Source organism: Microbacterium sp. SCPM-O-B-15248 (M128) (assembly GCF_058214835.1).
This window is the reverse complement of sequence record NZ_JBYQLI010000010.1, coordinates 15,872-38,631: the sequence shown is the minus strand read 5'-3', so window position 1 is coordinate 38,631 and position 22,760 is coordinate 15,872. Positions and strand designations below refer to the sequence as shown.

26 protein-coding genes are annotated in these 22,760 nt (G+C 70.7%); 15 read left to right on the top strand and 11 right to left on the bottom strand.

Annotated features, from left to right (window positions below; translation table 11 throughout):
- The first annotated feature begins 98 nt into the window (after window positions 1–98).
- Window positions 99–944: a pyrroline-5-carboxylate reductase gene (gene proC, locus AC3E6M_RS15180; protein ID WP_138174210.1), complete on the top strand. Its 846-nt coding sequence runs from the start codon at window positions 99–101 to the stop codon at window positions 942–944.
- Between the two features lie 146 nt (window positions 945–1,090).
- Here the strand turns inward: proC and AC3E6M_RS15175 are convergent, their stop codons facing one another.
- Complete coding sequence (locus AC3E6M_RS15175) at window positions 1,091–1,762, bottom strand: potassium channel family protein (RefSeq protein WP_138174212.1); 672 nt, start codon at window positions 1,760–1,762, stop codon at window positions 1,091–1,093.
- On the bottom strand, window positions 1,755–3,170 hold the full coding sequence (locus AC3E6M_RS15170; RefSeq protein WP_171024249.1) for a TrkH family potassium uptake protein: 1,416 nt from the start codon (window positions 3,168–3,170) through the stop codon (window positions 1,755–1,757). The genes AC3E6M_RS15175 and AC3E6M_RS15170 overlap by 8 nt, the downstream gene beginning before the upstream one ends.
- A 95-nt stretch (window positions 3,171–3,265) precedes the next feature.
- On the opposite strand from AC3E6M_RS15170, the gene AC3E6M_RS15165 reads away from it, so the two are divergent.
- The 6 genes from AC3E6M_RS15165 (at window position 3,266) to AC3E6M_RS15140 (ending at window position 5,162) form a co-directional block, all read left to right on the top strand.
- Entirely contained in the window at window positions 3,266–3,661 is a 396-nt protein-coding gene (locus AC3E6M_RS15165) for an ArsR/SmtB family transcription factor (protein WP_138174216.1), read from the top strand.
- 140 nt (window positions 3,662–3,801) lie between these two features.
- On the top strand, window positions 3,802–3,993 hold the full coding sequence (locus AC3E6M_RS15160; protein WP_056224003.1) for a helix-turn-helix domain-containing protein: 192 nt from the start codon (window positions 3,802–3,804) through the stop codon (window positions 3,991–3,993).
- Between the two features lie 83 nt (window positions 3,994–4,076).
- A complete protein-coding gene (locus AC3E6M_RS15155; protein ID WP_003792170.1) occupies window positions 4,077–4,175 on the top strand; it encodes a 30S ribosomal protein bS22 in 99 nt (32 codons plus the stop codon).
- A gap of 84 nt (window positions 4,176–4,259) precedes the next feature.
- Window positions 4,260–4,553, top strand: coding sequence for a rhodanese-like domain-containing protein (locus AC3E6M_RS15150; RefSeq protein ID WP_138174218.1), 294 nt, complete (start codon window positions 4,260–4,262; stop codon window positions 4,551–4,553).
- Window positions 4,554–4,584: 31 nt separating this feature from the next.
- On the top strand, window positions 4,585–4,863 hold the full coding sequence (locus tag AC3E6M_RS15145) for a glutaredoxin family protein (protein ID WP_138174220.1): 279 nt from the start codon (window positions 4,585–4,587) through the stop codon (window positions 4,861–4,863).
- Window positions 4,860–5,162, top strand: coding sequence for a Dabb family protein (locus AC3E6M_RS15140; protein ID WP_138174222.1), 303 nt, complete (start codon window positions 4,860–4,862; stop codon window positions 5,160–5,162). The genes AC3E6M_RS15145 and AC3E6M_RS15140 overlap by 4 nt, the downstream gene beginning before the upstream one ends.
- Window positions 5,163–5,171: 9 nt before the next feature.
- Here the strand turns inward: AC3E6M_RS15140 and AC3E6M_RS15135 are convergent, their stop codons facing one another.
- The 5 genes from AC3E6M_RS15135 to AC3E6M_RS15115 all read right to left on the bottom strand — a co-directional run bounded on the left by AC3E6M_RS15135 (window position 5,172) and on the right by AC3E6M_RS15115 (window position 10,742).
- On the bottom strand, window positions 5,172–6,230 hold the full coding sequence (locus AC3E6M_RS15135) for an ABC transporter ATP-binding protein (RefSeq protein WP_138174224.1): 1,059 nt from the start codon (window positions 6,228–6,230) through the stop codon (window positions 5,172–5,174).
- Window positions 6,231–6,302: 72 nt separating this feature from the next.
- Window positions 6,303–7,643, bottom strand: coding sequence for an aspartate--tRNA(Asn) ligase (aspS, locus tag AC3E6M_RS15130; protein ID WP_138174226.1), 1,341 nt, complete (start codon window positions 7,641–7,643; stop codon window positions 6,303–6,305).
- Between the two features lie 41 nt (window positions 7,644–7,684).
- A complete protein-coding gene (locus tag AC3E6M_RS15125; protein WP_138174228.1) occupies window positions 7,685–8,566 on the bottom strand; it encodes a carbohydrate ABC transporter permease in 882 nt (293 codons plus the stop codon).
- The gene (locus tag AC3E6M_RS15120; protein WP_138174230.1) at window positions 8,563–9,510 is read right to left on the bottom strand and encodes a carbohydrate ABC transporter permease; all 948 of its coding nucleotides are present in this window, start codon (window positions 9,508–9,510) and stop codon (window positions 8,563–8,565) included. Before AC3E6M_RS15120 ends, AC3E6M_RS15125 begins: the two co-directional genes overlap by 4 nt.
- Complete coding sequence (locus tag AC3E6M_RS15115; RefSeq protein ID WP_138174232.1) at window positions 9,507–10,742, bottom strand: sugar ABC transporter substrate-binding protein; 1,236 nt, start codon at window positions 10,740–10,742, stop codon at window positions 9,507–9,509. The genes AC3E6M_RS15120 and AC3E6M_RS15115 overlap by 4 nt, the downstream gene beginning before the upstream one ends.
- 180 nt (window positions 10,743–10,922) lie before the next feature.
- Here AC3E6M_RS15115 and AC3E6M_RS15110 point away from each other — a divergent pair, with 180 nt between their 5' ends.
- Entirely contained in the window at window positions 10,923–11,915 is a 993-nt protein-coding gene (locus tag AC3E6M_RS15110) for a nucleoside hydrolase (RefSeq protein ID WP_138174234.1), read from the top strand.
- A gap of 42 nt (window positions 11,916–11,957) precedes the next feature.
- Here AC3E6M_RS15110 and AC3E6M_RS15105 read toward each other — a convergent pair whose 3' ends face one another.
- The 4 genes from AC3E6M_RS15105 to AC3E6M_RS15090 are packed head-to-tail and all read right to left on the bottom strand — an operon-like array spanning window position 11,958 to window position 16,627.
- The gene (locus AC3E6M_RS15105) at window positions 11,958–13,325 is read right to left on the bottom strand and encodes an NtaA/DmoA family FMN-dependent monooxygenase (RefSeq protein ID WP_138174236.1); all 1,368 of its coding nucleotides are present in this window, start codon (window positions 13,323–13,325) and stop codon (window positions 11,958–11,960) included.
- Window positions 13,318–14,613, bottom strand: coding sequence for an amidohydrolase family protein (locus tag AC3E6M_RS15100; RefSeq protein ID WP_138174238.1), 1,296 nt, complete (start codon window positions 14,611–14,613; stop codon window positions 13,318–13,320). The genes AC3E6M_RS15105 and AC3E6M_RS15100 overlap by 8 nt, the downstream gene beginning before the upstream one ends.
- Window positions 14,610–15,866 carry an adenosylhomocysteinase gene (locus AC3E6M_RS15095; protein WP_171024248.1) on the bottom strand — a complete coding sequence of 419 codons (1,257 nt, stop codon included), beginning with the start codon at window positions 15,864–15,866 and terminating at the stop codon, window positions 14,610–14,612. Before AC3E6M_RS15095 ends, AC3E6M_RS15100 begins: the two co-directional genes overlap by 4 nt.
- On the bottom strand, window positions 15,863–16,627 hold the full coding sequence (locus AC3E6M_RS15090; RefSeq protein ID WP_138174242.1) for a hypothetical protein: 765 nt from the start codon (window positions 16,625–16,627) through the stop codon (window positions 15,863–15,865). The genes AC3E6M_RS15095 and AC3E6M_RS15090 overlap by 4 nt, the downstream gene beginning before the upstream one ends.
- Window positions 16,628–16,695: 68 nt before the next feature.
- On the opposite strand from AC3E6M_RS15090, the gene AC3E6M_RS15085 reads away from it, so the two are divergent.
- From AC3E6M_RS15085 to ccsB, 7 genes are all read left to right on the top strand, one after another.
- Window positions 16,696–17,088, top strand: a complete 393-nt coding sequence (locus AC3E6M_RS15085; RefSeq protein ID WP_138174244.1) for a DUF6264 family protein — start codon at window positions 16,696–16,698, stop codon at window positions 17,086–17,088.
- Window positions 17,089–17,185: 97 nt separating this feature from the next.
- The gene (locus tag AC3E6M_RS15080) at window positions 17,186–17,872 is read left to right on the top strand and encodes a DedA family protein (RefSeq protein ID WP_138174246.1); all 687 of its coding nucleotides are present in this window, start codon (window positions 17,186–17,188) and stop codon (window positions 17,870–17,872) included.
- An 87-nt stretch (window positions 17,873–17,959) separates the two neighbouring features.
- Window positions 17,960–18,604 carry a histidine phosphatase family protein gene (locus tag AC3E6M_RS15075; protein ID WP_138174248.1) on the top strand — a complete coding sequence of 215 codons (645 nt, stop codon included), beginning with the start codon at window positions 17,960–17,962 and terminating at the stop codon, window positions 18,602–18,604.
- Entirely contained in the window at window positions 18,604–19,197 is a 594-nt protein-coding gene (locus AC3E6M_RS15070) for a TlpA family protein disulfide reductase (RefSeq protein ID WP_138174250.1), read from the top strand. Before AC3E6M_RS15075 ends, AC3E6M_RS15070 begins: the two co-directional genes overlap by 1 nt.
- Window positions 19,194–19,943 (top strand): cytochrome c biogenesis CcdA family protein, encoded by a 750-nt coding sequence (locus AC3E6M_RS15065; protein WP_138174252.1) that lies wholly within the window; start codon window positions 19,194–19,196, stop codon window positions 19,941–19,943. Before AC3E6M_RS15070 ends, AC3E6M_RS15065 begins: the two co-directional genes overlap by 4 nt.
- 13 nt (window positions 19,944–19,956) lie before the next feature.
- Window positions 19,957–21,666, top strand: coding sequence for a cytochrome c biogenesis protein ResB (gene resB / locus AC3E6M_RS15060; RefSeq protein WP_490530416.1), 1,710 nt, complete (start codon window positions 19,957–19,959; stop codon window positions 21,664–21,666).
- A gap of 4 nt (window positions 21,667–21,670) precedes the next feature.
- Complete coding sequence (ccsB, locus tag AC3E6M_RS15055; RefSeq protein ID WP_490530415.1) at window positions 21,671–22,687, top strand: c-type cytochrome biogenesis protein CcsB; 1,017 nt, start codon at window positions 21,671–21,673, stop codon at window positions 22,685–22,687.
- Window positions 22,688–22,760 lie beyond the last annotated feature (73 nt).

The window sequence follows — 22,760 nt, the reverse complement described above, 5'->3', positions numbered from 1 at the left end:
GGGTCCTCCGTGTCGCACGTGTCCGCACCGCTACGGACGCGTTCCGACTCTAACGCCCGCCCCTGCGCCCCGCACTCAGGCTTCGTAGACTGGCCCGCATGACGGATGCCACCTCCTCGCTGCCCCCGCTCGCCTTCCTCGGCGCCGGTTCCATGGGAGGGGCGATCCTGCGCGGTCTCGTCGCTGCCGGCCTCACCGGCGGGGGAGTGACCGCGACCAATCGGTCCATCGCCAAGGCCTCCGAGCTGGCCGGGCTCGAGGGCGTCACGAGCGTGGCGCTCGAGGCCAACCCCGACGGGAACACCGCCGCCGCGGCATCCGCCGACATCGTCCTCATCGGCGTCAAGCCCGCCATGGTGCCCGATCTGCTCGACGAGATCGCCCCGCATCTGCGACCCGGCGCGGTCGTGGTGAGCCTCGCCGCGGGTGTCACGCTCGAGACGTTCGCGCGGCACCTCGGCGACGGGGTCGCCACGCTCCGCTCGATGCCGAACACCCCGTCCCTCGTCGGGAAGGGGGTCACGGGGCTCGCCGCCGGACCCGCCGCCACGGCCGAGGACGTCGCGGTCGTGCGGTCGCTCTTCGAGACCGTCGGCCACGTCGTGGAGGTCCCCGAGTCGCAGATCGACGCGCTGTCGACGATCTCGGGATCGGGTCCGGCGTACGTGTTCCTGCTCGTGGAGGAATTCACCAAAGCCGCCGTGCGCATGGGCTTCGACGACGCCGCCGCGCGCCTGCTGGCCGAGCAGACCTTCATCGGGGCTGCGGCGCTGCTGGCGGCGTCCGACGTCGACCCGGCCGAACTGCGCCGCCGCGTCACGAGCCCCAAGGGCACGACCGAGCGCGCGGTCGCGGTGCTGCAGCACGCGCGCCTCGACGACACGTTCGCCGACGCCGCCGAGGCCGCGCTGGCGCGCGCGAAAGAGCTCGCCGCCGGAGCCTGACATGCGCCTGCGGTTCGAGGGGACGATCTGATACTGGCGCGGGCCGGCGCGTTCTTCCGCGAGAAACGCATGCTGCACCGAGACACGCTTTCGGCGAGCGTTTCTCAGTGCAGGAAGCGTTTATCGCTCGGGCTGGGCAATGACGGCTAGCGGTCCAGTGCGGCGAACCGCTCGATGTCGCTGTTGGTGCCCGACACGATGATGAGGTCGTGGTTGGTGACGACGGTGTTCGCCTCCGCGTAGCGGAATGCCCGGCCGGGGCTCTTCACGCCCACGACGGTCACGTTGTACTTCGTCCGCACGCCGGATTCGTTCAGACCGACTCCGCGCACGAGCTTGGGCGGGTACATCTTGGCCAGCACGAAGTCGTCGTCGAAGCGGATGAAGTCGAGCATGCGGCCGCTGACGAGGTGCGCGACGCGCTCGCCGGCCTCGGCCTCGGGGTAGATGACGTGGTTCGCGCCGACGCGGGCGAGGATTTTGCCGTGCGATTGCGAGACCGCCTTCGCCCAGATCTGCGGCACCTTCAGGTCGACGAGGTTGGCGGTGATGAGGACCGAGGCCTCGATGAGAGAGCCCACCGCGACGACCGCCACTTGGAAGTCCTGCGCCCCGATCTGCCGGAGGGCGTCGATGTTGCGCGCGTCGGCCTGGACCGCGTGCGTCACGCGCTCCGACCACTTCTGCACGAGGTCGAGGTTGCCGTCGACGGCGAGCACCTCTCGGTCGAGGCGGTCGAGCTCGCCGGCGCACGCCGCGCCGAAGCGCCCGAGACCGATGACGAGGACGGGCGCGTCGCTGCGGATCCGTTCAACCAACGATGGGCCTTTCGACGGGCAGCGCGTACAGCTGCGAACGGGAGGATGCCGCGACGGCCGCGGCGAGTGTCACAGTACCAATGCGCCCCATGAACATCGTGACCGCGAGCACGTAGACGGCCGGATCGGGGAGCTCGGCGGTCAGGCCGGTCGACAGGCCCACCGTGGCGAAGCCGGAGATGACATCGAACAGCACGTATTCGATCGGGGCATCCGTGATCCGGCTGATGATCACCGTCGACAGCGCCACGATCGTGGCGCCCCACGCGACGACCGACAGGGCCACTCGCTGCACATCGCTGGGGATGCGGCGGCCGAACGCCTGCACCGACGGGCGGCCCTTGGCCTCGGACCACACCGCGAGGGCCAGCACGGCAAGGGTCGTGACCTTGATGCCGCCGGCGGTGGATGCCGAGCCCCCGCCGACGAACATGAGCATCGAGCCCACGACGAGGGTCGCGCCGTTGAGGTCGCCGACGTTCACCACCGAGAAACCGCCCGAACGCGTCATGGCCGAGAGGAAGAAGGCTTGGAACGTGGTGTCCCACGCGTCCATGCTCCCGAAGGTGAGGGGGTTGTCGTATTCCAGCAGCAGAATGACCCCGGCGCCGGCGAAGAACAGGACGACGGTCGTGATGATCGTCAGCTTCGCGTGCAGCGACCACAACCGGAACCGCCACCAGTGCCGCCACAGCGTGAAGATCACGGGGAAGCCGATCGACCCGAGGAAGACGCCGATCATGAGCACGGTCAGCAGGAAGTAGTCCTGCGCGAAAGGGGCGAGACCTTCGGCGTTGGGCACGAAGCCGGTGTTCGTGAAGGACATCGCCGCGTAGTACGGCGCCTCCCACAGCGCCACGAGCGGGTCGATCCCCCCGATGACGAGCGACGGGTAGATGAGGACGGCGAGACCGGCTTCGATCACCAGGGTCGACAGCGCGACGGTGCGCAGCAGCTGACCCACTTCGCCCAGGCGGATGGTCTGCCCCTCGTTGACCGGGCCGCCGTGCGCGCGCAGAGGATTGCTGTCGCCGGCGGCGATGAGCTTGGCGCGCAGTCCCAGGCGCTTGGAGATGACCAGGCCGAGGATCGACGCCAGGGTGAGCACGCCGAGGGCCCCGACGTTGACGCCGACGTACGTGATCACGCGGCCCAGCGGAGACCAGTCGCTGTACATGTTGACCGTCGACAGGCCCGTGACGCAGATCGTGGACACCGCCGTGAACAGCGCATCCGCGAGCGGCGCGCGCCGGCCGTCGGCAGACGCGGCGGGGAGGGAGAAGAGCGCGGTGAACAGCAGGATCAGGATGACGAAGACCAGCACCGCGAAACGCGCCGGCGAGGCGGTGGTCAAATCGCGCAGTCCGTCCCATGCGCGGAACGCGATGCGGCGTACCCGCACCGACATACGCACCTCGTCGGGCGTCGCCGCCATGCGTGACTCCCTTCGCGGCCGGAACCAGGATCATGGTACTCGGGCGGGCTCGCGGCTAACCTAATGCCATGGCGGACATCTTCGACGTGATCGCTGACGGCACGCGTCGCGACATCCTTCAGCTGCTCCTGGATCGGGCGACGGGCGGCGAGCGGGGCACGAGTGTCTCGCAGATCGTCCACGCGCTGGGGGTGAGCCAGCCGACCGTGTCGAAGCACTTGAAGGTGCTGCGCGAGGCCGAGCTGGTCTCGGTCCGCGAGGAGGGGCAGCACCGCTTTTACAGCCTCGCCGTCGCCCCGCTCGACGAGGTCGACGACTGGCTCGTTCCGTTCTTCTCGGTCGACGTCGAGAACGAACCCGCTCTGCCCGAGTCGGCGGTTCATGCCGCCGAGGTCGTGGGGCGTGCCGCCGCCTCGGTCAAGCACTCGGTCGCCTCCGCGTTCCGCAAGCTACCGGGGCGCTGAGCCGGGCCCGGAGCCGCGGGAACGCGGCATCCGCATCTCACATCCGTCACAGAAGCCCCATAGGTTTACAGCCGTCGCGGGCAGACCCTAGAGTGTCTCCCACATCAGAGGGTGAAGGTCACCCGTGCGGAGGGTGATCGATGGCAGAGCTGCCCGACGTGCGTTTCCTGACGGTCGCCGAGGTCGCCGAACTGATGCGGGTCTCGAAGATGACCGTCTACCGTCTCGTGCACGCCGGAGAACTGCCGGCCGTCCGGTTCGGACGCAGTTATCGGGTGCCGGAATCGGCGGTCGCGGAAGCTGTGCAGCGTCCGGTGTCCGACGTCGGCTAGACTGATCCGAGGCCTTTTTACAACGCCTGCCCGTTCCCGGGAGCCGACATCGGCACCCAGACCCCGACTTAGTGAGGTTTTCCGTGGGTTCTGTCATCAAGAAGCGCCGTAAGCGCATGGCGAAGAAGAAGCACCGCAAGCTGCTTCGCAAGACTCGTCACCAGCGTCGCAACAAGAAGTAACGCGACCACCACACCGAGCGCCTGTCACCCGACGGGCGCTTCGTGTATCCGGCCTCCGTCCACTCCGTCCTTTCGAGGAGCATCATGCAGTCCATCTCGGTCCACGACCTGCACGCCGGACGCGACCGTCCGCTCGTCGACGTGCGCGAGGTCGACGAGTTCACCGCCGGGCACGTCCCGGGTGCCGTGAACCTGCCGATGTCGAGCATCGGTGAGAACCTGCACCTGCTCCCCGAGGGGCCTTTCGACGTCATCTGCCAGGCCGGTGGCCGCTCGGCACGCGTCGTCGAGGCACTGTCGGCCCGCGGCCACGACGCCACGAACGTCGAGGGCGGCACCGGCGAGTGGATCGCCTCCGGGTACGACGTCGAGTCCTGACACCTCGACGCGTCCTCCTAGGATGGGTGGAGTGACCACCCTCACGCTGATCGGCAAGCCCGACTGTCATCTCTGCGACGTCGCGGAGCAGATCGTCGAGACCGTCGTGGGCGAACTCCCGACCGCCGTCGCCGATCGCGTGATCGTCGAGCAGGCATCGATCGCCGACGACGCCACGCTGTTCGAGCGGTGGTGGGAGAAGATCCCCGTCGTCCTCATCGACGGAGAATTGCACGCGCACTGGCGCGTGTCCGCCGATCGTCTGCGTGCCGCGCTCCTCGCGGCCGATACCGAAGGAGCCTCCGCGTGAGCATCCGACACATCGTCCTGTGGAAGCTCGCGGCCGACGACGCCGACACGCGTGCGCTGCACGCAGAGCAGGTCGAAGAGCGCCTGCTGTCGCTGCGCGCCGAGATCCCCGAGATCCTGCACCTCGAGGTGGGACGGAACGTCGCCTACCCGCAGACGAACTGGGACATCGTGCTGGTCAGTGAGTTCGCCGACGTCGAGGCGCTCGAGCGCTACCAGGTGCATCCCGCGCACCAGGAGGCGGGCGTCTTCATCCGTTCGGTCGTCGCCGACCGCGCGGCCATCGACTTCCCCGGGTGATCTCCGAGCTCAGCTGAGCGGACGCGTCGCCACCGGCACCGGTGCGAGGGCGATCCGCACGTGAGCATGATCGTCCAAGCGGGCCCCGGCCGCGTGATCGACGTGGACGAGGCTCCCGTCGCTCGTGCGCACGCGTGACCGCCGCACGTTACCCAGGAAAGTGCTCTCCTCGACGACGGCATCCATCCCGGGGGCGTCCGCGGCCACGAGGACGACGTTCTCCGGACGCACGACGACCTCGCAGTGTCCGTCGTGTGCCGACTCGGCGAGGGGGACGTGCTGCCCCCAGACGTCGACGACGGATCCCTCGACGATGCCCGGGACCGTGCTGACGGGGCCGAGCACGGCCGCGACCGCCGGTTCTCCGGCGCGGGCGTACACCTTCTCGGGCGTGCCGTCGGCGGCGATGCGCCCCCGATGCAGGACGATCACTCGGTCGGCGACCGCGATCGCCTCGGCGGTGTCGCGCGTGATCCAGATCGTGGTGGTCCCGCGTCGGCGCAGCTCGCGCACGAGTGCGTCGCGCAGACGTTCGCGCCCGGATGTGTGCAGCGCGCTGAGCGCGTCGTCGAGCACGAGCGCCTCGGGGTCGGTCGCGAGGGCGCGCGCGAGCGCCCACCGCTGGCGGTCGCCGCGCGAGAGACGGCGCACCGGCGCGTCCGGCGCGGACAGGCCCACGAGCGCGAGGAGGCGATCCGCCTCGTCGCGGGCGCTCGGCTGGCGTCGACGGGCGCGGGCGAGCACGGCCTCGCGCACCCGTCCGAAGCGGGGAGCGGCGTCGTCGAACACCCCGGCGATCCTCGGGGCGTCGGGGCGGGCGCGTCCGTCGATGCGGACTTCCCCGCCGTCGGGCCGTTCGAGCCCGGCGATGATCCGCGCGAGGGTCGTCGCGCCGCAGCCGGACTCGCCCACGACGGCGAGGATGCCACCGGCGGCCACATCGAGATGGATGCCGTCCAGCACGCGTCGGCCGGCGCGCATCCGCCCCACATCCGCGAGGCGGATGCTCCGACCCGCACCGGAGGAGCCGTCCGCGGGGACGGTCAACGCGGCGCTGTCGACGACCATGACGACACGTTAGGCGTCACGGGTGGACCGACCCGGCCCGGCGAGTGAACCTCGGGAGTCGGGCGGGCGAACTCAGGGGGCCAGGCGTGTGGGGCCGCGGAACAGGTACGTGACCTCGCGGATCGACGACTCACCGAGCAGCAGCATCAGCACGCGCGCGAGGCCCATGCCGAACCCGCCGTGGGGAGGGGCGCCGAAGCGGAAGAAGTCGAGGTAGAAGTCGAGGTGCTCGGGGTCGAGCCCCTTCTCTTTCGCCTGCTCCACGAGCACATCGACGCGGTGCTCGCGCTGGGCACCGGTGGTGATCTCGACGCCGTTGAACAGCAGGTCGTACGACTTGGTCAGCCCGGTCTCGGCGTCGCGCATGTGGTAGAACGCGCGGATCTCGGGGTGGTAGTCGGTGACGAAGACGAACTGGTGGCCGAAGGCCTCGCGCACGTGCGCCGCGATCTGACGCTCGCCCTCGGGGTCGAGGTCGCCGTCGGTGCGGGGGATCTCGTACCCGCGGGCGGCCACGATCTCGCGCGCCTCGGCGAGCGGGATGCGCGGGAAGGGCAGGCTCGGCACCTCGACCTCGACGTCGAACAGCTCTCGGATCTCGTCGCCGTGCTTGTCCTTGACCGCCCGGATGGCCGTCTGCAGCAGTTCCTCCTGCATGCGCGCGACGTCCTCGTGCGAGTCGATCCAGCTGATCTCGGCGTCGATCGAGGTGAACTCGGTCGCGTGACGGCTGGTGAACGAGGGGTCGGCGCGGAAGGCGGGGGCGATCTCGAAGATCTTGCCGAAACCGGCGACCTGCGCCATCTGCTTGAAGAACTGCGGGCTCTGCGCGAGGTAGGCCGTCTTGTCTTCGAAGTAGGGGACCTCGAACAGCTCGGCGTTGGACTCCGACGGGGATGCCATGAGCTTGGGGGAGTGGATCTCGATGTAGTCGCGCTCGACCCAGTACGTGCGCATGGCGTGCTCGAGGGTCGTCTGCACCCGGAAGATGAGGTTGTTGCGGCGCTGGCGGAGGTCCAGGAAGCGCCAGTCCATGCGCTTGTCCATTCCGCTGTCGGCGGCGATGGGCGTCTCGGGGTTGGCCGCGGCGGCGATGTCGAGTTCGCCGACCTTGATCTCGACGCCACCGAGCTTCACGCGCTCGTCGTGCTTGAGCTCACCGTGGACGGTGAGGAACGTGCCGTTCGCGAGGGCCCCGATGGTCTCGGTCAGAGCAAGGGCCGCGGCATCCTGCTCACCGGCGTCCTCGGCGGGACGCGTCGCCGGGTTCACGAGCTGCACCGCACCGGTCTCGTCGCGCAGTACGACGAACTGCACCTTCTTCTGATCGCGGACGGTCTCGACCCACCCCGACACCGAGACGGGGCCGGCGGGAAGGGATTTCAGCTGGTTGACCAGGACGCGTTCGCTCACGATCCCCCAGTCTACGTGCGGGCCGGGTGCCCTCCCGCGTCTCAGCGTCCGGCGCCGGCGGTCAGACCCGCCTTGACGTGCCGCTGCGCGGCGAGGATGACCACGAGCGCCGGGACGCTCGCGATGAGCGAGGCGGCCATGGTCGCGGCCCACGTGTTCAGGTTCGAGTTCGAGAGCGCGAAGATCAGCACCGACATCGGGTACATCTCGTTGCGGTTGACCAGCGTCAGTCCGAAGAGCAGGTCGCCCCAGCTGAAGAGGAACGCGAAGACGCCGGCGGTGACGATCGCATTGCGCGAGAGCGGCACGACGATGCGCCAGAGCGTCCCGAGGGGCCCGAGGCCGTCCACCGTGGCCGCCTCGATCACCTCGGTGTCCAGGCGCAGCATGAACGCCCGCATCACGATCACCGCGAACGGCACGCCCGCGGTGGAGTTCGCGAGGATGAGGCCGATGAACGTGTTGAGCAGGCCCCAGGAGTTGAACATCGCGTAGAACGACGTCGCCAGGACGACGCTGGGGATCATCTGCGCCAGCAGCAGCAGGATCAGAGCGAGACTCACCGCGCGCGAGCGCAAGCGGCTCAGGGCGTACGCGGCCGGGATCGCCACGAGGAGGGTGACCAGCACCGAGCCGAGCGACACGAGGATCGAGACGCGTAGCCCGCTGACCCCGGCGTCGTCGAGGGCCTTCTCGTAGCCACCGAGGCCGGGCGATGCGGGGATCCAGGCGGTGTCGGCGGAGTTCGCCGAGGGCTGCAGCGACGCCGAGACCATCCAATACACCGGGAAGAGGTAGACCGCGAGCACCACGACGGTCAGGAGCGTCCAGGTCCAGCCGCGACGGCGACGGCGCACGGCGGGCACCGGCTCGGACGGAGGGGCGGACACCGTCACGGGGGCGGAAGGCAGGGTCGCGGTCATTCGTCACGCTCCCGGCGCATCGACATCACGGTGTACACGATCGCGAACAGCACGCTGATGCCGAGCAGCAGCATCCCGTACGCTCCGCCGAGTCCGAACTCGAACTGCTGGAAGGCCTGCCGGTAGGACAGCAGACCGAGGGTGACCGTGCTGTTGGCGGGACCGCCGGCTGTGAGGACGAGGACGAGGTCGACGATCAGCAGGGTGTAGACCACGCTCATCACCACGAGCACGGAGACGACCGGCCAGATCGTGGGGAGCACGATCGCTGTGAGCCGCCGCCATGCCCCCGCGCCGTCGAGCTGTGCAGCCTCGAGCTGTTCCGCGGGTACCTGTTTGAGGGCGGCGCCGAGGATGGTCGCCCAGTACGGCAGGCTCGCCCACACGGCGACGACGATGACGGCCGGCAGGGCCGTGGCGGGGTTGGCCAGCCAGGCCTCGACCGGGATGCCGAGCGATCCGAGCACGTCGTTGATGGGCCCGTCGCCGGCCAGGAGCGACTTCCAGACGGTCGCCACGACGACCGCCGGGAGGAGCCACGGCAGGAGGATCAACGTCGGCAGCCACCGGCTGCCGGGGAAGGTGCGGGCGAAGAGGAGGGCGAGGAGGAGCCCGAGCACGAGCTCGATCACGACGGAGACGATCGTGATGGTCAACGTGTTCGCCAGTGCCCGGAAGGTCACCGGCTCGGCCAGGATCGCCTCGAAGTTGGCCGTCCCCACGAATGGGGCTCGCCCCGTGATGAAGGTGCCGGTGCGGAACTCCGTCGTGCTCATGAACACGCCGTACCCGAGCGGGAAGAGGAAGAAGACGACGAAGAACACCACCGCGGGGGCGAGGAAGGCCCACAGTTCCTGCCGCTGACGGGTCGCGAGAGAACGCCGGAACCGGCCGGGGGTACGAGCCCCCGACCGGCCGGTCGTCGTCAGCGTGTCCGCCGTCACTTGCCGCTGGCCTGCTCCAGCGCGGCCTGAGCCGTCTGCCCGCCGACCGTCGCACCCTGAATGGCGTCGACGTACTGCTGCTGCAGCTTGTTCCACTCGGTGCCGAGCTGCGCGGAGTTGTAGGCGCCGTCGACCGCGTCGACGAACGGAGCGGCTGCCGGGACCTTCTCGACGAAGGCCTTCTGCGCGCTCTGCAGCGCGGGGATGTACCCGCCCTGGGTCGCGGTCTCGATCTGGTTCTCCTCCGAAGCGCGGCACTTCACCAGCGCGGCGGCGGCGGCCTCCTTGTTCGCGTCCGCGTTGGCGGCGACGCCGTACGCGTAGCCGAGGAGGTTGACCTTCGGCGATTCACCGGCCTCCGCCGTGGGGAAGGGGAACGTGCCCCACTCGAACGGGATCGAGGTGTCGACGAGATTCCACGGGCCCGACACGGTCATGGCGGCGGCACCGGAGGTCCACTGGTCGATGGACTTCCAGCCCCAGTTGACGAATTCCGACGAGAGCGAGCCGTTCGCGACGAGGTTCTTGTAGAGGTCGACGGCCTCCACGGCACCGCTGCCGGTGGGGTCGGCAGGGTCGCCCCCGGCCGAGAGCAGGAAGGGCAGGAAGTAGGACGACGTGGAGCCGTCGCCGCCGATGCCGGGCAGGGCGATGCCCTTCTGCGCCGGGGTTGTCACTGCACCGGCGAGGGCGACCAACTCGTCGAACGTCTTCGGGGCGGTCTCGGCGACCCCCGCGGCGGCGAAGGCGGCCTTGTTGTAGAAGATCGCGTAGTCCTCGACCTGGACGGGGAGGCCGTAGAGCGTGCCGTCGTACCGGCCGAGGTCGGCGGCGCTGTCGGCGAGACCGTCGGTGGAGACGTCGTACTGGCCGAGATCGGCGAGCACCCCCTGCGAGGCGAGCTGGGGCAGCTGCGTGTCGGTGGAGAGGAGGGCCACGTCGGGCAGCGACTTCGCGCCCGCGGCCTGGAGCAGGCGGGTGGTGTAGTCACCGGACTGGGTCTGCACGTCGACGGTGATGCCGAGGTCGGCGGCGCAGGTCTCGAAGTACTTCTTCTGCAGCCCCTGGTAGGGCTCGAAGTCGATGTTGTTCCACACCGTGAGCTGCACGCCCTCGAAGCCGTCGGTCGCGGCGGGGGTCGTCTGCCCGCCGGAGCAGGCGGTGAGGGCGAGGGCGGCGGTGAGACCGACCGCCGGCAGAGCGGCGCGGCGCAGTCGCTGAGAGGAAGCCATGGTGTGTCCGTTTCCCGACGACGCCGGAGGCGCCGGTCGACCTGTGCTGTGTGGGACGCGGGTCGGGGCCGCCCGTGTCACTGATCACTTTGGGGTGTTCGCGTGACGAACAGGGAACGGGCATGTCACGTGATGTAACACCGCGCCGTGTCGTCGGTGCGGAACCGGCAGGGTGAGAGCATGGCATCCCTCTCTTCTCCTTCCGTCCGGCGCGTCCTCGTCGACACGGACACCGGCCTCGACGACGCGCACTCGCTGATGTACCTGCTGGCGCAGCCCGACGTCGAGATCGCGGCGATCACGACGATCTACGGCAACACCCCCGTGGAGGACTCCGCGCGCAACGTCCGGACGGTGCTGCGACTGGCCGGCCGAGAGGACATCCCGCTGCACCTGGGTGAGGCCGCGCCGATCGAGGGCGAGGCCTCGATCGCGGACTTCGTGCACGGCACCGACGGCCTCGGCGACCGTTTCGAACGCGCCGAGCTGCGCGTGGAGGACGAAAGCGCGGTGGATGCCATCGTGCGCATCGCCGCGGAGCACCCCGGCGAGGTCGATCTGCACCCGCTCGGACCCCTCACCAACATCGCCCGCGCGCTCGAGCGCGACCCAGACCTGTTCCTGAAGTACCGCTCGGTCGTCATCATGGGCGGAGCGGGCCCCTACCCGGCGCCCGGGGGAGCGACGCTGACGGATGCCAACACGGCCAACGACCGCCGGGCCGCCGAGATCGTGTTCGGCGCGCGCAACTCCGGCAACGTCGTGATGGTGGGCGTCAACGTCACCGCGACGGCGATCCTCGACGAGCACGTCCTCGCGGTGCTGCGCGGAACGGGCACCCCGTGGGCGACGTTCGCCGGCGAGGTCCTCGACGCGTACAACGACTTCTACCAGTACAAGTGGGGCCGCCGGATCTCGTCCGCTCACGACGGCCTGGCCACCGTGATCCTGCACCGGCCCGAGATCGTCACGGGCTGGATCGAAGGACCGGTGGACTACACGCCGTACGCCGACTCGCTGGCCACGCGCATCGCGCTGACCCACGACGGTCTGCCGCTCGCGTGGGGCACGCCCGAGGGCCCGACGGTGCGTGCGGTCACGGCGTTCGACGGCACCGAATTCCTGCGGCGGTTCGTGCACGCTCTGTCGACGGGACCCGCGCCGCGGGACTGATCCGACGGTCGGTGCCGCGGGGACCGCCCCGCGGCACCGGTCTCACCGGGCGCCGGAGCGCGCGGGGTGGTCGTCGCCGAGACGATCCCGTCGGTCGCTGCGCAGGCGCGAGCGGAACGTGCCGTCGGTGGGGAACCCGCCGTACAGGCCCCGCTCGCGGAGGGCGGGCACCAGCAGCTCGGCGAAGTCCTCGACCGAGGCCGGCGACAGGAACGGGTGCAGCAGGAAGCCGTCCACCCCGGATTCCTCCACGAACGCCCCGATCGCGTCCGCGACGGCATCCGGGGTTCCCAGGAACCGCTCGTCCGCGAACGCGGTGACCTTCGAGAACTGCCGGCGGACGTCCCCGGCGGTCAGCACGGGGGCGTCACCGCGGGTCTCCTTCGTCTGCGTCGCGTTCGTCGCGCGCTTGACCAGCGGCTCGTCGTCGGCGTACTGCGAGAAGTCGATGCCGCCCCACCCGGCGTAGGCGGCCAATTGCGCCTCCGAGGAGTAGTGCGCCTGCAGCGAGTCGATCTTCTCCTGCACGGCGATCGCGGTCGGAGCCACGATGAGGTTCATGCCGACCACCGCGCGGGTCTGCGAGGCATCCCGGCCTAGTTCCTCGGCTCGGCGACGGATGCCGGCGAGCCCCTCGCGCACGGCCACGGGGTCGGAGTCCCCGACGAAGATCAGCTCGGCGTGGCGTGCGGCGAACTCGCGGCCGCGGGGTGACCAGCCCGCCTGGATGATGACCGGGGTCCGTTGCGGCGACGGGGTCACGAGATGGGGGCCGGCCACGCGGAAGTACTCACCCACGTGGTCGATCCGGTGCACCTTCGCGGGGTCCGCGAACACTCCGGATGCCGTGTCGCCGACGAACGCGTCGTCGTCCCAGCTGCGCTCCCACAGGGCGTACGCGACGTCGAGGAACTCGTCGGCACGGTCGTACCGGCTGTCGTGCGCCACGACGTCGAGGCCGAAGTTGGCCGCGGCGCCCGGCAGGTAGGAGGTCACGACGTTCCAGCCGATGCGGCCGGCGGTGAGGTGGTCGAGGGTCGAGAAGCGGCGCGCGTGGGCGAAGGGGTGCTCGTACGTCGTCGACACGGTGGTGCCGAACGCGAGCCGGTCGGTCACGGCGGCGAGCGCGGGGATGTGCAGCATCGGGTCGAGGGCGGGGACCTCGACGCCGTGCCGCAGGGCGGTGTCGGCACCGCCCCGGTACGTGTCGTAGAGGCCCAGCACGTCGCCGAAGAAGAACAGATCCATGCCGGCGTCCTCGACGCGACGCGCCTGGTCGATCCAGTACCGCAACGACGTCGCCGAGAGCCGGTCGTCGGCGGGGTGCGTCCACAGGCTCGCCGCCGAGGAGCCGTTGCCGACGCAGGCCTGTTCGTACAGGCCGAACAGCAAGGGGCGGGGATCAGACATGTGCGGTGGTCCGTTCGTGATCGGAGGAGTTCGCCCAGCGGACGCGCCCGCCGATGAGGGTGAGGGAGGCCTCGGCGGGCCCGGCTTCGACGAGCTCGGCGAGGACGTCGCGCGGCGCGGAGGCCGAGACGGGGAAGACGGCGAGGTCGGCTCGGGTGCCGGCGCGGAGCACGCCGGTGTCCGCCAGCCCCAGGGCGTGGGCCCCTCCGGCGGTCGCGGCGGCGAACAGTCGGGCGTGCAGATCGTCCCCGTCGTACCCCTGGCTGCGGGCGATGCCGTACAGGGCGGCGACGTCATGCCACAGCGACAGGCTCGGCGACGACGACAGCGAGTCGGTGCCGACCGCGATCGCGTTGCCCTCGCGCAGGTACGCGGCCACGGGGGCCGGGTCGAGACCGATGACCGCGTTGGAGCGCGGGCACAGCGCCACGCTGCCCCCGCGTTCGCGCAGCAGGGCGCGGTCGTCCGTGTCGACGTAGATGCCGTGGGCGAGGTGCGTCGTCGGGGTCAACGCGCCGAGGCCGTCGAGATAACGGAGGACGCCGGTGCCGACGCCGCCGTCGCGGAGCAGGGCGAACTCGCCGCGGCCGTTCTGTCGCCACCGCTCGGCGAGGTCGCCGGTTCCGGTGCGCACGTACGCGTCCTCCCACGCCGACTCGGCGGCGTGGATGTGCTGCCGCACGCCCAGCTCGCCGGCGAGCCGCGCGAGATCGCGGATGACACTCGTGTCGAGCGAGTAGATCGCGTGCGGGGACAGGCCGACGGCGGGGTGCGGAGGGAGCGCCGCGAGCTCGGCGCGGACGATGCTCTCGCCGCCCTCGGCCCACGCCCGATCGGTCCAGCCGAGGACCTCCCAGAACGCGATGCCGTGGAGGCCGGCGTCGTGCACCGCCGACCCGGCCTCGGCGTCGGTGACGATCTCGGCGACCGCGGTCGTGCCCGCGCGCACGCACAGCGCGGCCCCCGCCGCCGCCGACGCGCTCCAGTCGCGGGGGAGGGGGTACAGCTCCATGAAGGCGCTCATCCACGCCTCGAAGCCGCCGTGCTCGGCCTGACCGACCGCGGCCATGTCGCTGTACTGCAAGTGGGTGTGGGCGTTCACGAGTCCCGGGGTCAGCGCGCCGTCCCACTCGTGCACCTCGGCATCCGTGCCCGCGAGGGAGGCGAGGACCTCGTCGGTCGGGCCGACCGCGAGGATCCGGTCGCCCGTGACCGCGACGGCGCCGTCGGACAGCGGGGCGGAGCCCGCGGAAAGGACGACCGGCGCGCGGTGGACGACGACCGTCATTCTTCGTCCGCCTCGGGGTTCCAGGCGGCGAGGAACGCCTGCTGCGCCGCGGACGGGGTGTCCAGCGTCCCGCCGAACGAGGCCAGGGCGATCGCGGCGACCTCGTCGTCGGCCGCGCGGGGCAGCTCGTGGACGCCGGCGGCGAGATCGCGGGACGTCAGCACGTGGGCGACCGAGGCCAACTGCACGCCGAACGAGAGGTCCATGATCTCGACCGGGTTGCCCTCGGCGGCGCTGACGTTGAGGCAATTGCCGTCGTCGAGCACCCGCACCTCGCCCCCGCTCGGCATCCGGAGCACCGAGACGGCACCGTCGCGGGTGATCTCGACCGCACCGGCCGCGTGCGCCGCGTCGAGCGCGATCTCCTGACCGACACCGCCGCCGACGGCGACCACCGCGCCGCTGCGCAGGGCGTCGAGGTGGGCGACATCGATCGTGTGCCGGATACCGGTGGCCGAGATGACGATGTCGGCGTGCCGCACGGCCTCGGCGAGGGTCTGCACCCGGAACCCGGCGAAAGCGGCCTGGAGGGCCGCGACCGGGTCGGTCTCGGTCACGACGACGCGCGCTCCGAGCGCGGCGGCGTGCTGGGCGATGCCGGTTCCGACGCGGCCGAAGCCGACGACGACGACTGTCGCCCCGCGGAACGAGCGGTCGGCGACATCGGCCACGGCGAACACGACCGACTGTCCGGTGCCGTGCATGTTGTCGAACAGCGACTTGGAGCGGGCGTCGTTGGCGGCGACGACCGGGATGCGCAGGGCGCCGGCCGCCTCCATGCGCCGCAGGGGCCGCACGCCCGACGTGGTCTGCTCGGTCGCCCCGCGCATCCGGTCGACGACGTCGGGGCGCTCGAGGTGGGCGAGGCGGATCGTGGACGCTCCGTCGTCGACGATCACCTCGGGTCGGTGATCGATCAACGCCAGGGCGTTCGCGCGGTCCTCGGCGTGGTCGGCGCTCGCGCGGGCGTAGACGGGGATGCCGGCGTGGTCCAGCGCCGCGGCGACGGCGTCGTCGGTGTTGCGTCCCGCGGACGTGACGGTCACTTCGGCGCCCGCCTCGGCCAGCGCGAGCGCGATCGTGGCCGTCTTCGGCTCGAGGACGTCGGAGACGCCGATGCGTACTCCCGCGACGGTGCCCTCGCGGCTCAGTCGTGCCGCGAGCGCCGTGGTGACCGGCATGTGCGCGCGGGCCCACTCGATCCGATCGAGGCCCGAGCGCCACAGGCTCGCGTCGGCGATCCGGCCGCTCACGGGGTCACCGCCGCCGCGAACACGCCGCGGCCGTCGTCGGGGCCGCCGTCCACGAGCAACGCGGCCAGCAGCGCGTCGGCGAGGTGCCACTGCGCCGCCGTGGGCGGCTCCGCCGCGGTGGGGAGGGGTGAGGGCATCTCCACGAGCGCTCCCTTCGGGGTCGTGCGCACGTGCGCGCGCGGTGAGGGCCAGGCCGTGGCATCCATCGGTCGGGGGGAAGCGTCGGCGACGAGGCCGTCCACGTCCGTGGCCGTCACGGCGTCGTGACCGACACCGGTCAGGAGCGTCACGTGCACCGTGGCTGCTTCGGGGGCCGCGACGGACTCGACGCGCACGCCGTCCAGCGCCGCCGCGAGCCGCTCGACCGGGTCGTCGCTGGCGCGGACCACCGCGGCGCCCAGCCGGCGCAGCACCGTCGTCAGCGCTGCCGCCACGCGGCCGTCGCCGACGATGCGCACGGTGCTGCCGGCGAGGGTGAGATTCGTTCGGGCGGAGAGGGCGAGGACGACCTGCTCGGCGCGCACGTGCGCGTACAGGAGGCCGAACACCCGTGACTCCAGCGGGTCCGGCGCCGCCGGGTCATGGACCACGTCGATGCGCTCCGCGTCGCGGAGAGCCGCACGGATCGCGGGCGGAAGGTCGGGCAGTGGGCCGCCGTACGCGACGGCGGCGGGTGCGGCGGACCGCGCGTCCCGGATCCGCGAGGAGATCGGGAACGCGCCGTCGAGCCCGGCGGGCAGAGCGGACGAGGAGGACGACACGGCTCGAACGTAGGGCGCGAAGGCGCCCCGGCGCCAATTCGTGACGCCGCGTCTCTAGGATGTGGCTCGTGACCTACTCCCTCTCCCCGGAGTCCTATCGGATGCTCCGGCCTGAGCGGCCGTCCCGCCCCGCGCGGCGGGCGTGGGATCTCGTGCTCACGATCGTGCTGCTCGTCCTTCTTCCGCTCGCGGCCCTGGCCTGTTCGTACGCCGGGTTCTTCCTCGCGTTCGCCTCGGACGCGTGCGGGTCGATGACGTGCAATTTCGGGCTGATGAACGTCGGGTTCTGGTCCGCCGTCATCGCCCCGTGGGTCGTGCTGCTGCTCGCCGTCGTTCTCGCGATCGTGCGTCTGGTCCGTCATCGCGTGAGCTTCTGGGTGCCGCTGGTGGGCGTCGTGGCGATGGCGGCGACGTGGTTCGTCGCCGCGGCGATCGTCAGCGCCGGGGTCTCGGCATCCTGAATCGCCTGCACCCCTCACAGGTGCTGCGAAGCCGCTGCCCGTAGTCTCTCGGCGGGCGCCCGGACGGGCGGCCGATCACCGAGCGCGAAGGCACCCGATGACCGACAGCACCCTCTCCCTGCACCGCGCGTCCGCGGATTCCTCGTCGGGCGACCAGTCCTGGCTGACCTCGCTGGCCGACTGGACCGTCTCGCTCATGGAGGTCATCGGACCCGTGGGCGCGGGCATCGCGATCGCCCTCGAGAACCTCTTCCCGCCGCTGCCGAGCGAAGTCGTGCTCCCCATGGCGGGCCTCACCGCGAGCCGCGGATCGTTCACCCTCTTCGAAGCACTGCTGTGGACCACGCTCGGGTCAGTCGTCGGCGCCTTCGCGCTCTACGGCCTCGGCCGCTGGCTCGGAGTCGACCGCCTGCGGGCGATCGCGGCGAAGGTTCCGCTGCTGCACCCCGAAGACGTCGACCGCACCGTCGCCTGGTTCGAGCGGCACGGCGGCAAGGCGGTGTTCTTCGGACGGATGGTGCCGATCTTCCGCAGCCTCATCTCGATCCCCGCGGGGGTGTCGAAGATGCCGCTCTGGCGGTTCGGGCTCCTGACGGCCGCCGGCAGCCTCATCTGGAACACGATCTTCGTCCTGGCCGGCTACCTCCTGGGCGAGAACTGGCACGTCATCGAGCAGTACGCCGACATCCTGAAGTACGTCGTCATCGTGGGCGTGGCCGTGGGTGTCGCGTGGTTCATGTACGCGCGGATCCGGTCGCTGCTGGCCTCCCGCCGCGACGCCTGAGCGCGGTGCCGACGAGGTAGGACGGCGTCGAACCAACGGCCGCCCCCGCTCAGCCGGCCCACAAGACGCCACCGTAGACTGGACGCCGTGCCCGCCGACCGCCTTCATCTCGTGCGCCACGGGGAAGTCCACAACCCCCGCCGCGTGCTCTACGGGCGGCTCCCCGGTTTCGGTCTGAGCGTCGACGGACGCCGAATGGCTCGGCAGGCCGCCGAGTACATCCGCGGCCTGGAGCGACCGGTCAGCGCGCTCGTGGCGTCGCCGCTGCAGCGCACGCGCGAGTCCGCCGAGCCCTTCGTCGAGCTGTTCGGCATCGAGCCGTTCATCGACGATCGGGTGATCGAGCCCACCAACGTCTTCGAGGGCCGGCGCATGAAGCAGGCCCTCGCGAACCCGCTGAACTGGCGGCACCTCGCCCGGCCCGCCGTCCCGAGCTGGGGCGAGCCGTACGAGCGCGTCGTCGCGCGCGTGACCGAGGCGATGGCCGACGCATGGGAGCGCGTACCCTCGGGCGACGTCGTGGTGGTCTCGCACCAGCTGCCCATCTGGGTCACGCACCTCGCCCTCTCCCACCAACCCACCCGCCACGACCCCCGCAAGCGCCGCTGCGCGCTGTCGAGCGTGACGAGCTTCGAGCGGCGAGACGGCGCCGCCGGGACGTCCCGCTGGGTCGAGGTGGCGTACGCCGAGCCGGCCGCGACCGCCGGAGCCGTCGACGTAGGAGCCGTCTGATGCGCCGAATCCTCTCGCTCGCCGTGACCGCGGCGCTGGCCGTGACACTGGCGGCATGCAGTGCCGACCCGCTCGCCGATCAGTACCGTGCCGGTGACAACAAGGGGTACATCGCCGCGAACGGGTTCCAGACGCAAGAGATCGCGCCCGACCAGCGCGGTGAGGCGGTCGAGTTCTCGGGATCGCTCGACAACGGTTCCGCGGTATCCAGCGCCGACTTCGCCGGACAGGTGCTCGTGGTGAATTTCTGGTACGCCACGTGCGGTCCGTGCATCATCGAAGCCCCGCGTCTCGAGCAGGCTTACCAATCGTTCGAGGGTCAGGGCGTGTCCTTCCTCGGGATCAACACGTACGACCAGCCCGCCACCGCGCTGTCGTTCGCGCGCGACAACGGGGTGTCGTACTCCAGCGCCATGGCCGTCGGAGACGCCGAACTCAAGCTCGCCTTCGCCGAGAAGACGCCGATCAACGCCACCCCCACGACCCTCGTGCTCGACCGGCAGGGCCGGGTCGCCGCCCGCGTGATCGGCGAGCTGCCCGAGGCGTCGATCCTCGAGGCCATGGTGCGCACCGTGCTCGCGGAGAGCGCGTGAACCCGGGAGCCCTCGTCTTCGACGGAGCACTGTGGCTCGCCCTGCCCGTCGCTCTCGCGGCCGGGCTGATCTCCTTCCTCTCCCCGTGCGTCCTGCCCCTCGTGCCGGGTTACCTGGGTTTCATCGGCGGATCCGTCGCGCCGCGCGGGGGCTCGGCATCCGCCCCCGGTCGCGGGCGCCTCGTCGGCGGGACGCTGCTGTTCATCGCCGGATTCACACTCGTGTTCATGGCGGTGAACGTCCTGGGCGGCACCGTGGGCCTGTTCTTCCTGCGCTACGCCGACGTCATCACCCGCATCATGGGCGTCGTCATCATCCTGCTCGGACTGGTGTTCATCGGCCTCTTCGGCCTCGCCCAGCGCACCGTGCGGCTCCGGGCGCGCGGCAACCTCGGCCTCATCGGCGCTCCGCTGCTGGGCATCGCCCTCGGCGTGGGCTGGACCCCGTGCATCGGCCCGACGCTCGCGGCGATCCTGTCGGTGTCCTACAACATGGGCGACCCGGGGCGGGCCGCGCTCCTGGGCTTGGCGTATTCGCTGGGGCTCGGCATCCCGTTCCTGCTCCTCGCGGTCGGCTTCGGCTGGGCCACGCGCTCGGTGGCGTTCGTGCGGAAGCACATCCGCGTCGTCAACCTCATCGGCGGCGGCCTGCTCATCGCGCTGGGTCTGCTGATGGTGACGGGAGTCTGGGGCTCGTGGATGTCGAACCTGCAGGGGGTGATCGGCAGTGTCCAGCTCCCGCTCTGATCGAGGGAACACCGTGACCGAATCCACCGACGGCGTGCTCCGGCCCTCGGACCACGCCGACTCCGCGTCGCCCTCCGGCGACGACGTCGCCTCGCCCCGCCTCGGGGTCGTGGGCTGGCTGCGCTGGGGATGGCGTCAGCTGACCAGCATGCGCACCGCCCTCGTGCTGCTGCTGCTGCTGGCCATCGCGGCGGTCCCCGGTTCGCTCGTGCCGCAGCGCAGTGCCGACCCGAACGGTGTCACGCAGTACTTCACCGACAACCCCGACCTCGCGCCGGTGCTCGACAAGCTCAGCCTGTTCGATGTGTACACCTCGCCGTGGTTCTCGGCGATCTACATCCTGCTGTTCATCTCGTTGATCGGCTGCGTGCTCCCGCGCACCAAGCACCACTGGAAGGCCCTGCGCTCGCAGCCCCCGCGCACGCCCGCGCGCCTCGCGCGCCTGGACGATCACCGCACCGTCACCGTGCCGGTGCCGGCGGGGCAGGATGCCGCCTCCGTCGCGGCCGCAGCCGTCGACAGTGCCTCCGCGCAGTTGCGGAAGGCCGGCTACCGCGTGGCCCGTTACGACGGGCGCGGCACCTTTTCGGCCTCGGCCGAGCGCGGGTACCTCCGCGAGACCGGCAACCTCGTCTTCCACGCCGCGCTGGTGGGCGTGCTGATCGCCGTCGGCGTGGGCGGCGGCTTCACCTACACGGGCCAGCGCGTGCTCGTGGAGGGTCAGGCGTTCACCAACAGCCTGCTGGACTACTCCTCGTTCAACCCCGGCCGCTTCGTCGACAGCAACGCCCTCGCGCCGTACTCCATGACCCTCGACCGCTTCGACGTGCGCTACGTGCCGCCGGGACAGCCCGGATCGGGGCAGGCCGGCGACTTCGCCGCCAACGTCACGACCCTGACTCCCGACGGCGAGCGTCAGGACGGCCAAGTGCGCGTCAACCACCCGCTCGACGTGCAGGGCGACCGCGTCTACCTGCTCGGCAACGGGTACGCCCCCACGGTCACGATCCGCAACGCCCAGGGCGAAGAGGTCTTCCACGACTCGGTCGCCTTCCTCCCGCAGGATGCCAACATGACCTCGCTCGGCGTCGTCAAGGTCGCCGACGGGATGCCCGAGCAGCTCGGTCTCATCGGGTTCTTCTACCCGACGATGGACACCCTCGACACCGGAGCGCTCACGTCGACGTTCGGAGATCTCGAGTACCCCGTCCTGACGCTGCGCGTCTACGCCGGAGACCTCGGCATCGACGACGGCACCCCGCGGTCGGTCTACACCCTCGATCCCAGCGGCATGACGCAGATCGCCGGCGGCGACAGCGGGACCCCCGCCCTGCGGCTCATGCCCGGCGAGACCCAAGACCTGCCGAACGGCCTCGGCACCATCACGTTCGAGAACGAAGCGCCGGCCGGGGCGACGGGATACCAGGGCTCGGTCAAGCGCTTCGCGTCGCTGTCGATCCACCGCGATCTCGCCGGCCCCTGGGTGCTCGGGTTCGCCACGCTCGCGACCCTCGGTCTGCTCGCCGCGCTGTTCGTGCCGCGTCGACGCATGTGGGTGAAGGCGACGCCGAAGGACGGCGCGGTGCTCGTCGAGTACGCCGGCCTCGCCCGCGGCGAGGACCCCACTCTCGCCGCCGCCGTCGACCAGGTCGTCGAGCGCCACCGCCCCTCGCTTCCGGTCCCGGAAGATCAGACCCGCCCCGACACCGGAAAAGTAGACTGACACCATGCCCGGAACCGACCCGCTCCTCCTCGATGAGATCTCGCTCCTTCTGGTGTGGACGGCCGTCGCGATCTACGTGCTCGCCTTCATCGCGTACGCGATCGACCTCGCACGGCGCTCCGACCTCGCGCTGAAGGCCAAGGACGAGGTCGTCGCGCGCGAACTCGTCACGGCGGGCGGCGGCGGTGTGCTCGACGCGTCCTCGGGGTCGACGGCATCCGGGAACACCCCCGCGAAGCCGCGCTACCTGTGGGCGCGCATGGGCACGGCCCTCACGGCCCTCGGCTTCCTCTTCCACCTCGCCGGTACCGTGCTGCGCGGAATCGCCGCCGAGCGCGTGCCGTGGTCGAACATGTACGAGTTCGCCCTGACCGGTGTGCTGCTGGTCGTCGCGGTCTACCTCATCGTTTTGACACGCTTCGATCTGCGCTTCCTCGGCTCGCTCATCACCGGCCTCGCGGTCGTGCTGCTCGGCGGCGCGACGCTGGCGTTCCACGTCGAGGTCGTGCCGCTGGCCGACCCGCTGAAGTCGGTGTGGCTCGTCATCCACGTCTTCGTCGCCTCGCTGGCCACCGCCCTCTTCGCCCTTGCGTTCGGTCTGTCGGTAATGCAGCTGCTGCAGACGCGTCGCGAACGGAAGCTCGCCGCCGCCGCGTCCTCGGATGCCGCAGCCCCGCGCCGGAGCTTCCTGCAGACGCTGCCGACGGCCGACGCCCTGGAGTCGCTCGCCTACCGCTTCGCGATCGTCGGCTTCATCTTCTGGACCTTCACCCTCATCGCGGGCTCGATCTGGGCCAATGACGCGTGGGGCCGCTTCTGGGGCTTCGACACCAAAGAGGTGTGGACCTTCGTCATCTGGGTCCTCTACGCCGGCTACATCCACGCCCGCGCGACGCGCGGCTGGCGCGGTACCCGGTCGGCCTGGCTGTCGATCATCGGCTTCGCCGCCGTGCTGTTCAACTTCACGATCGTCAACGTCTTCTTCAAGGGCCTGCACGCCTACTCCGGTTTGACGTCCTGACACCCCGCCGCTGCGTGGCCGTCGCTGCCTGAGCAGCGGACTGTGCCCGGTGCCCGTGGGGCCGAACTCCTGA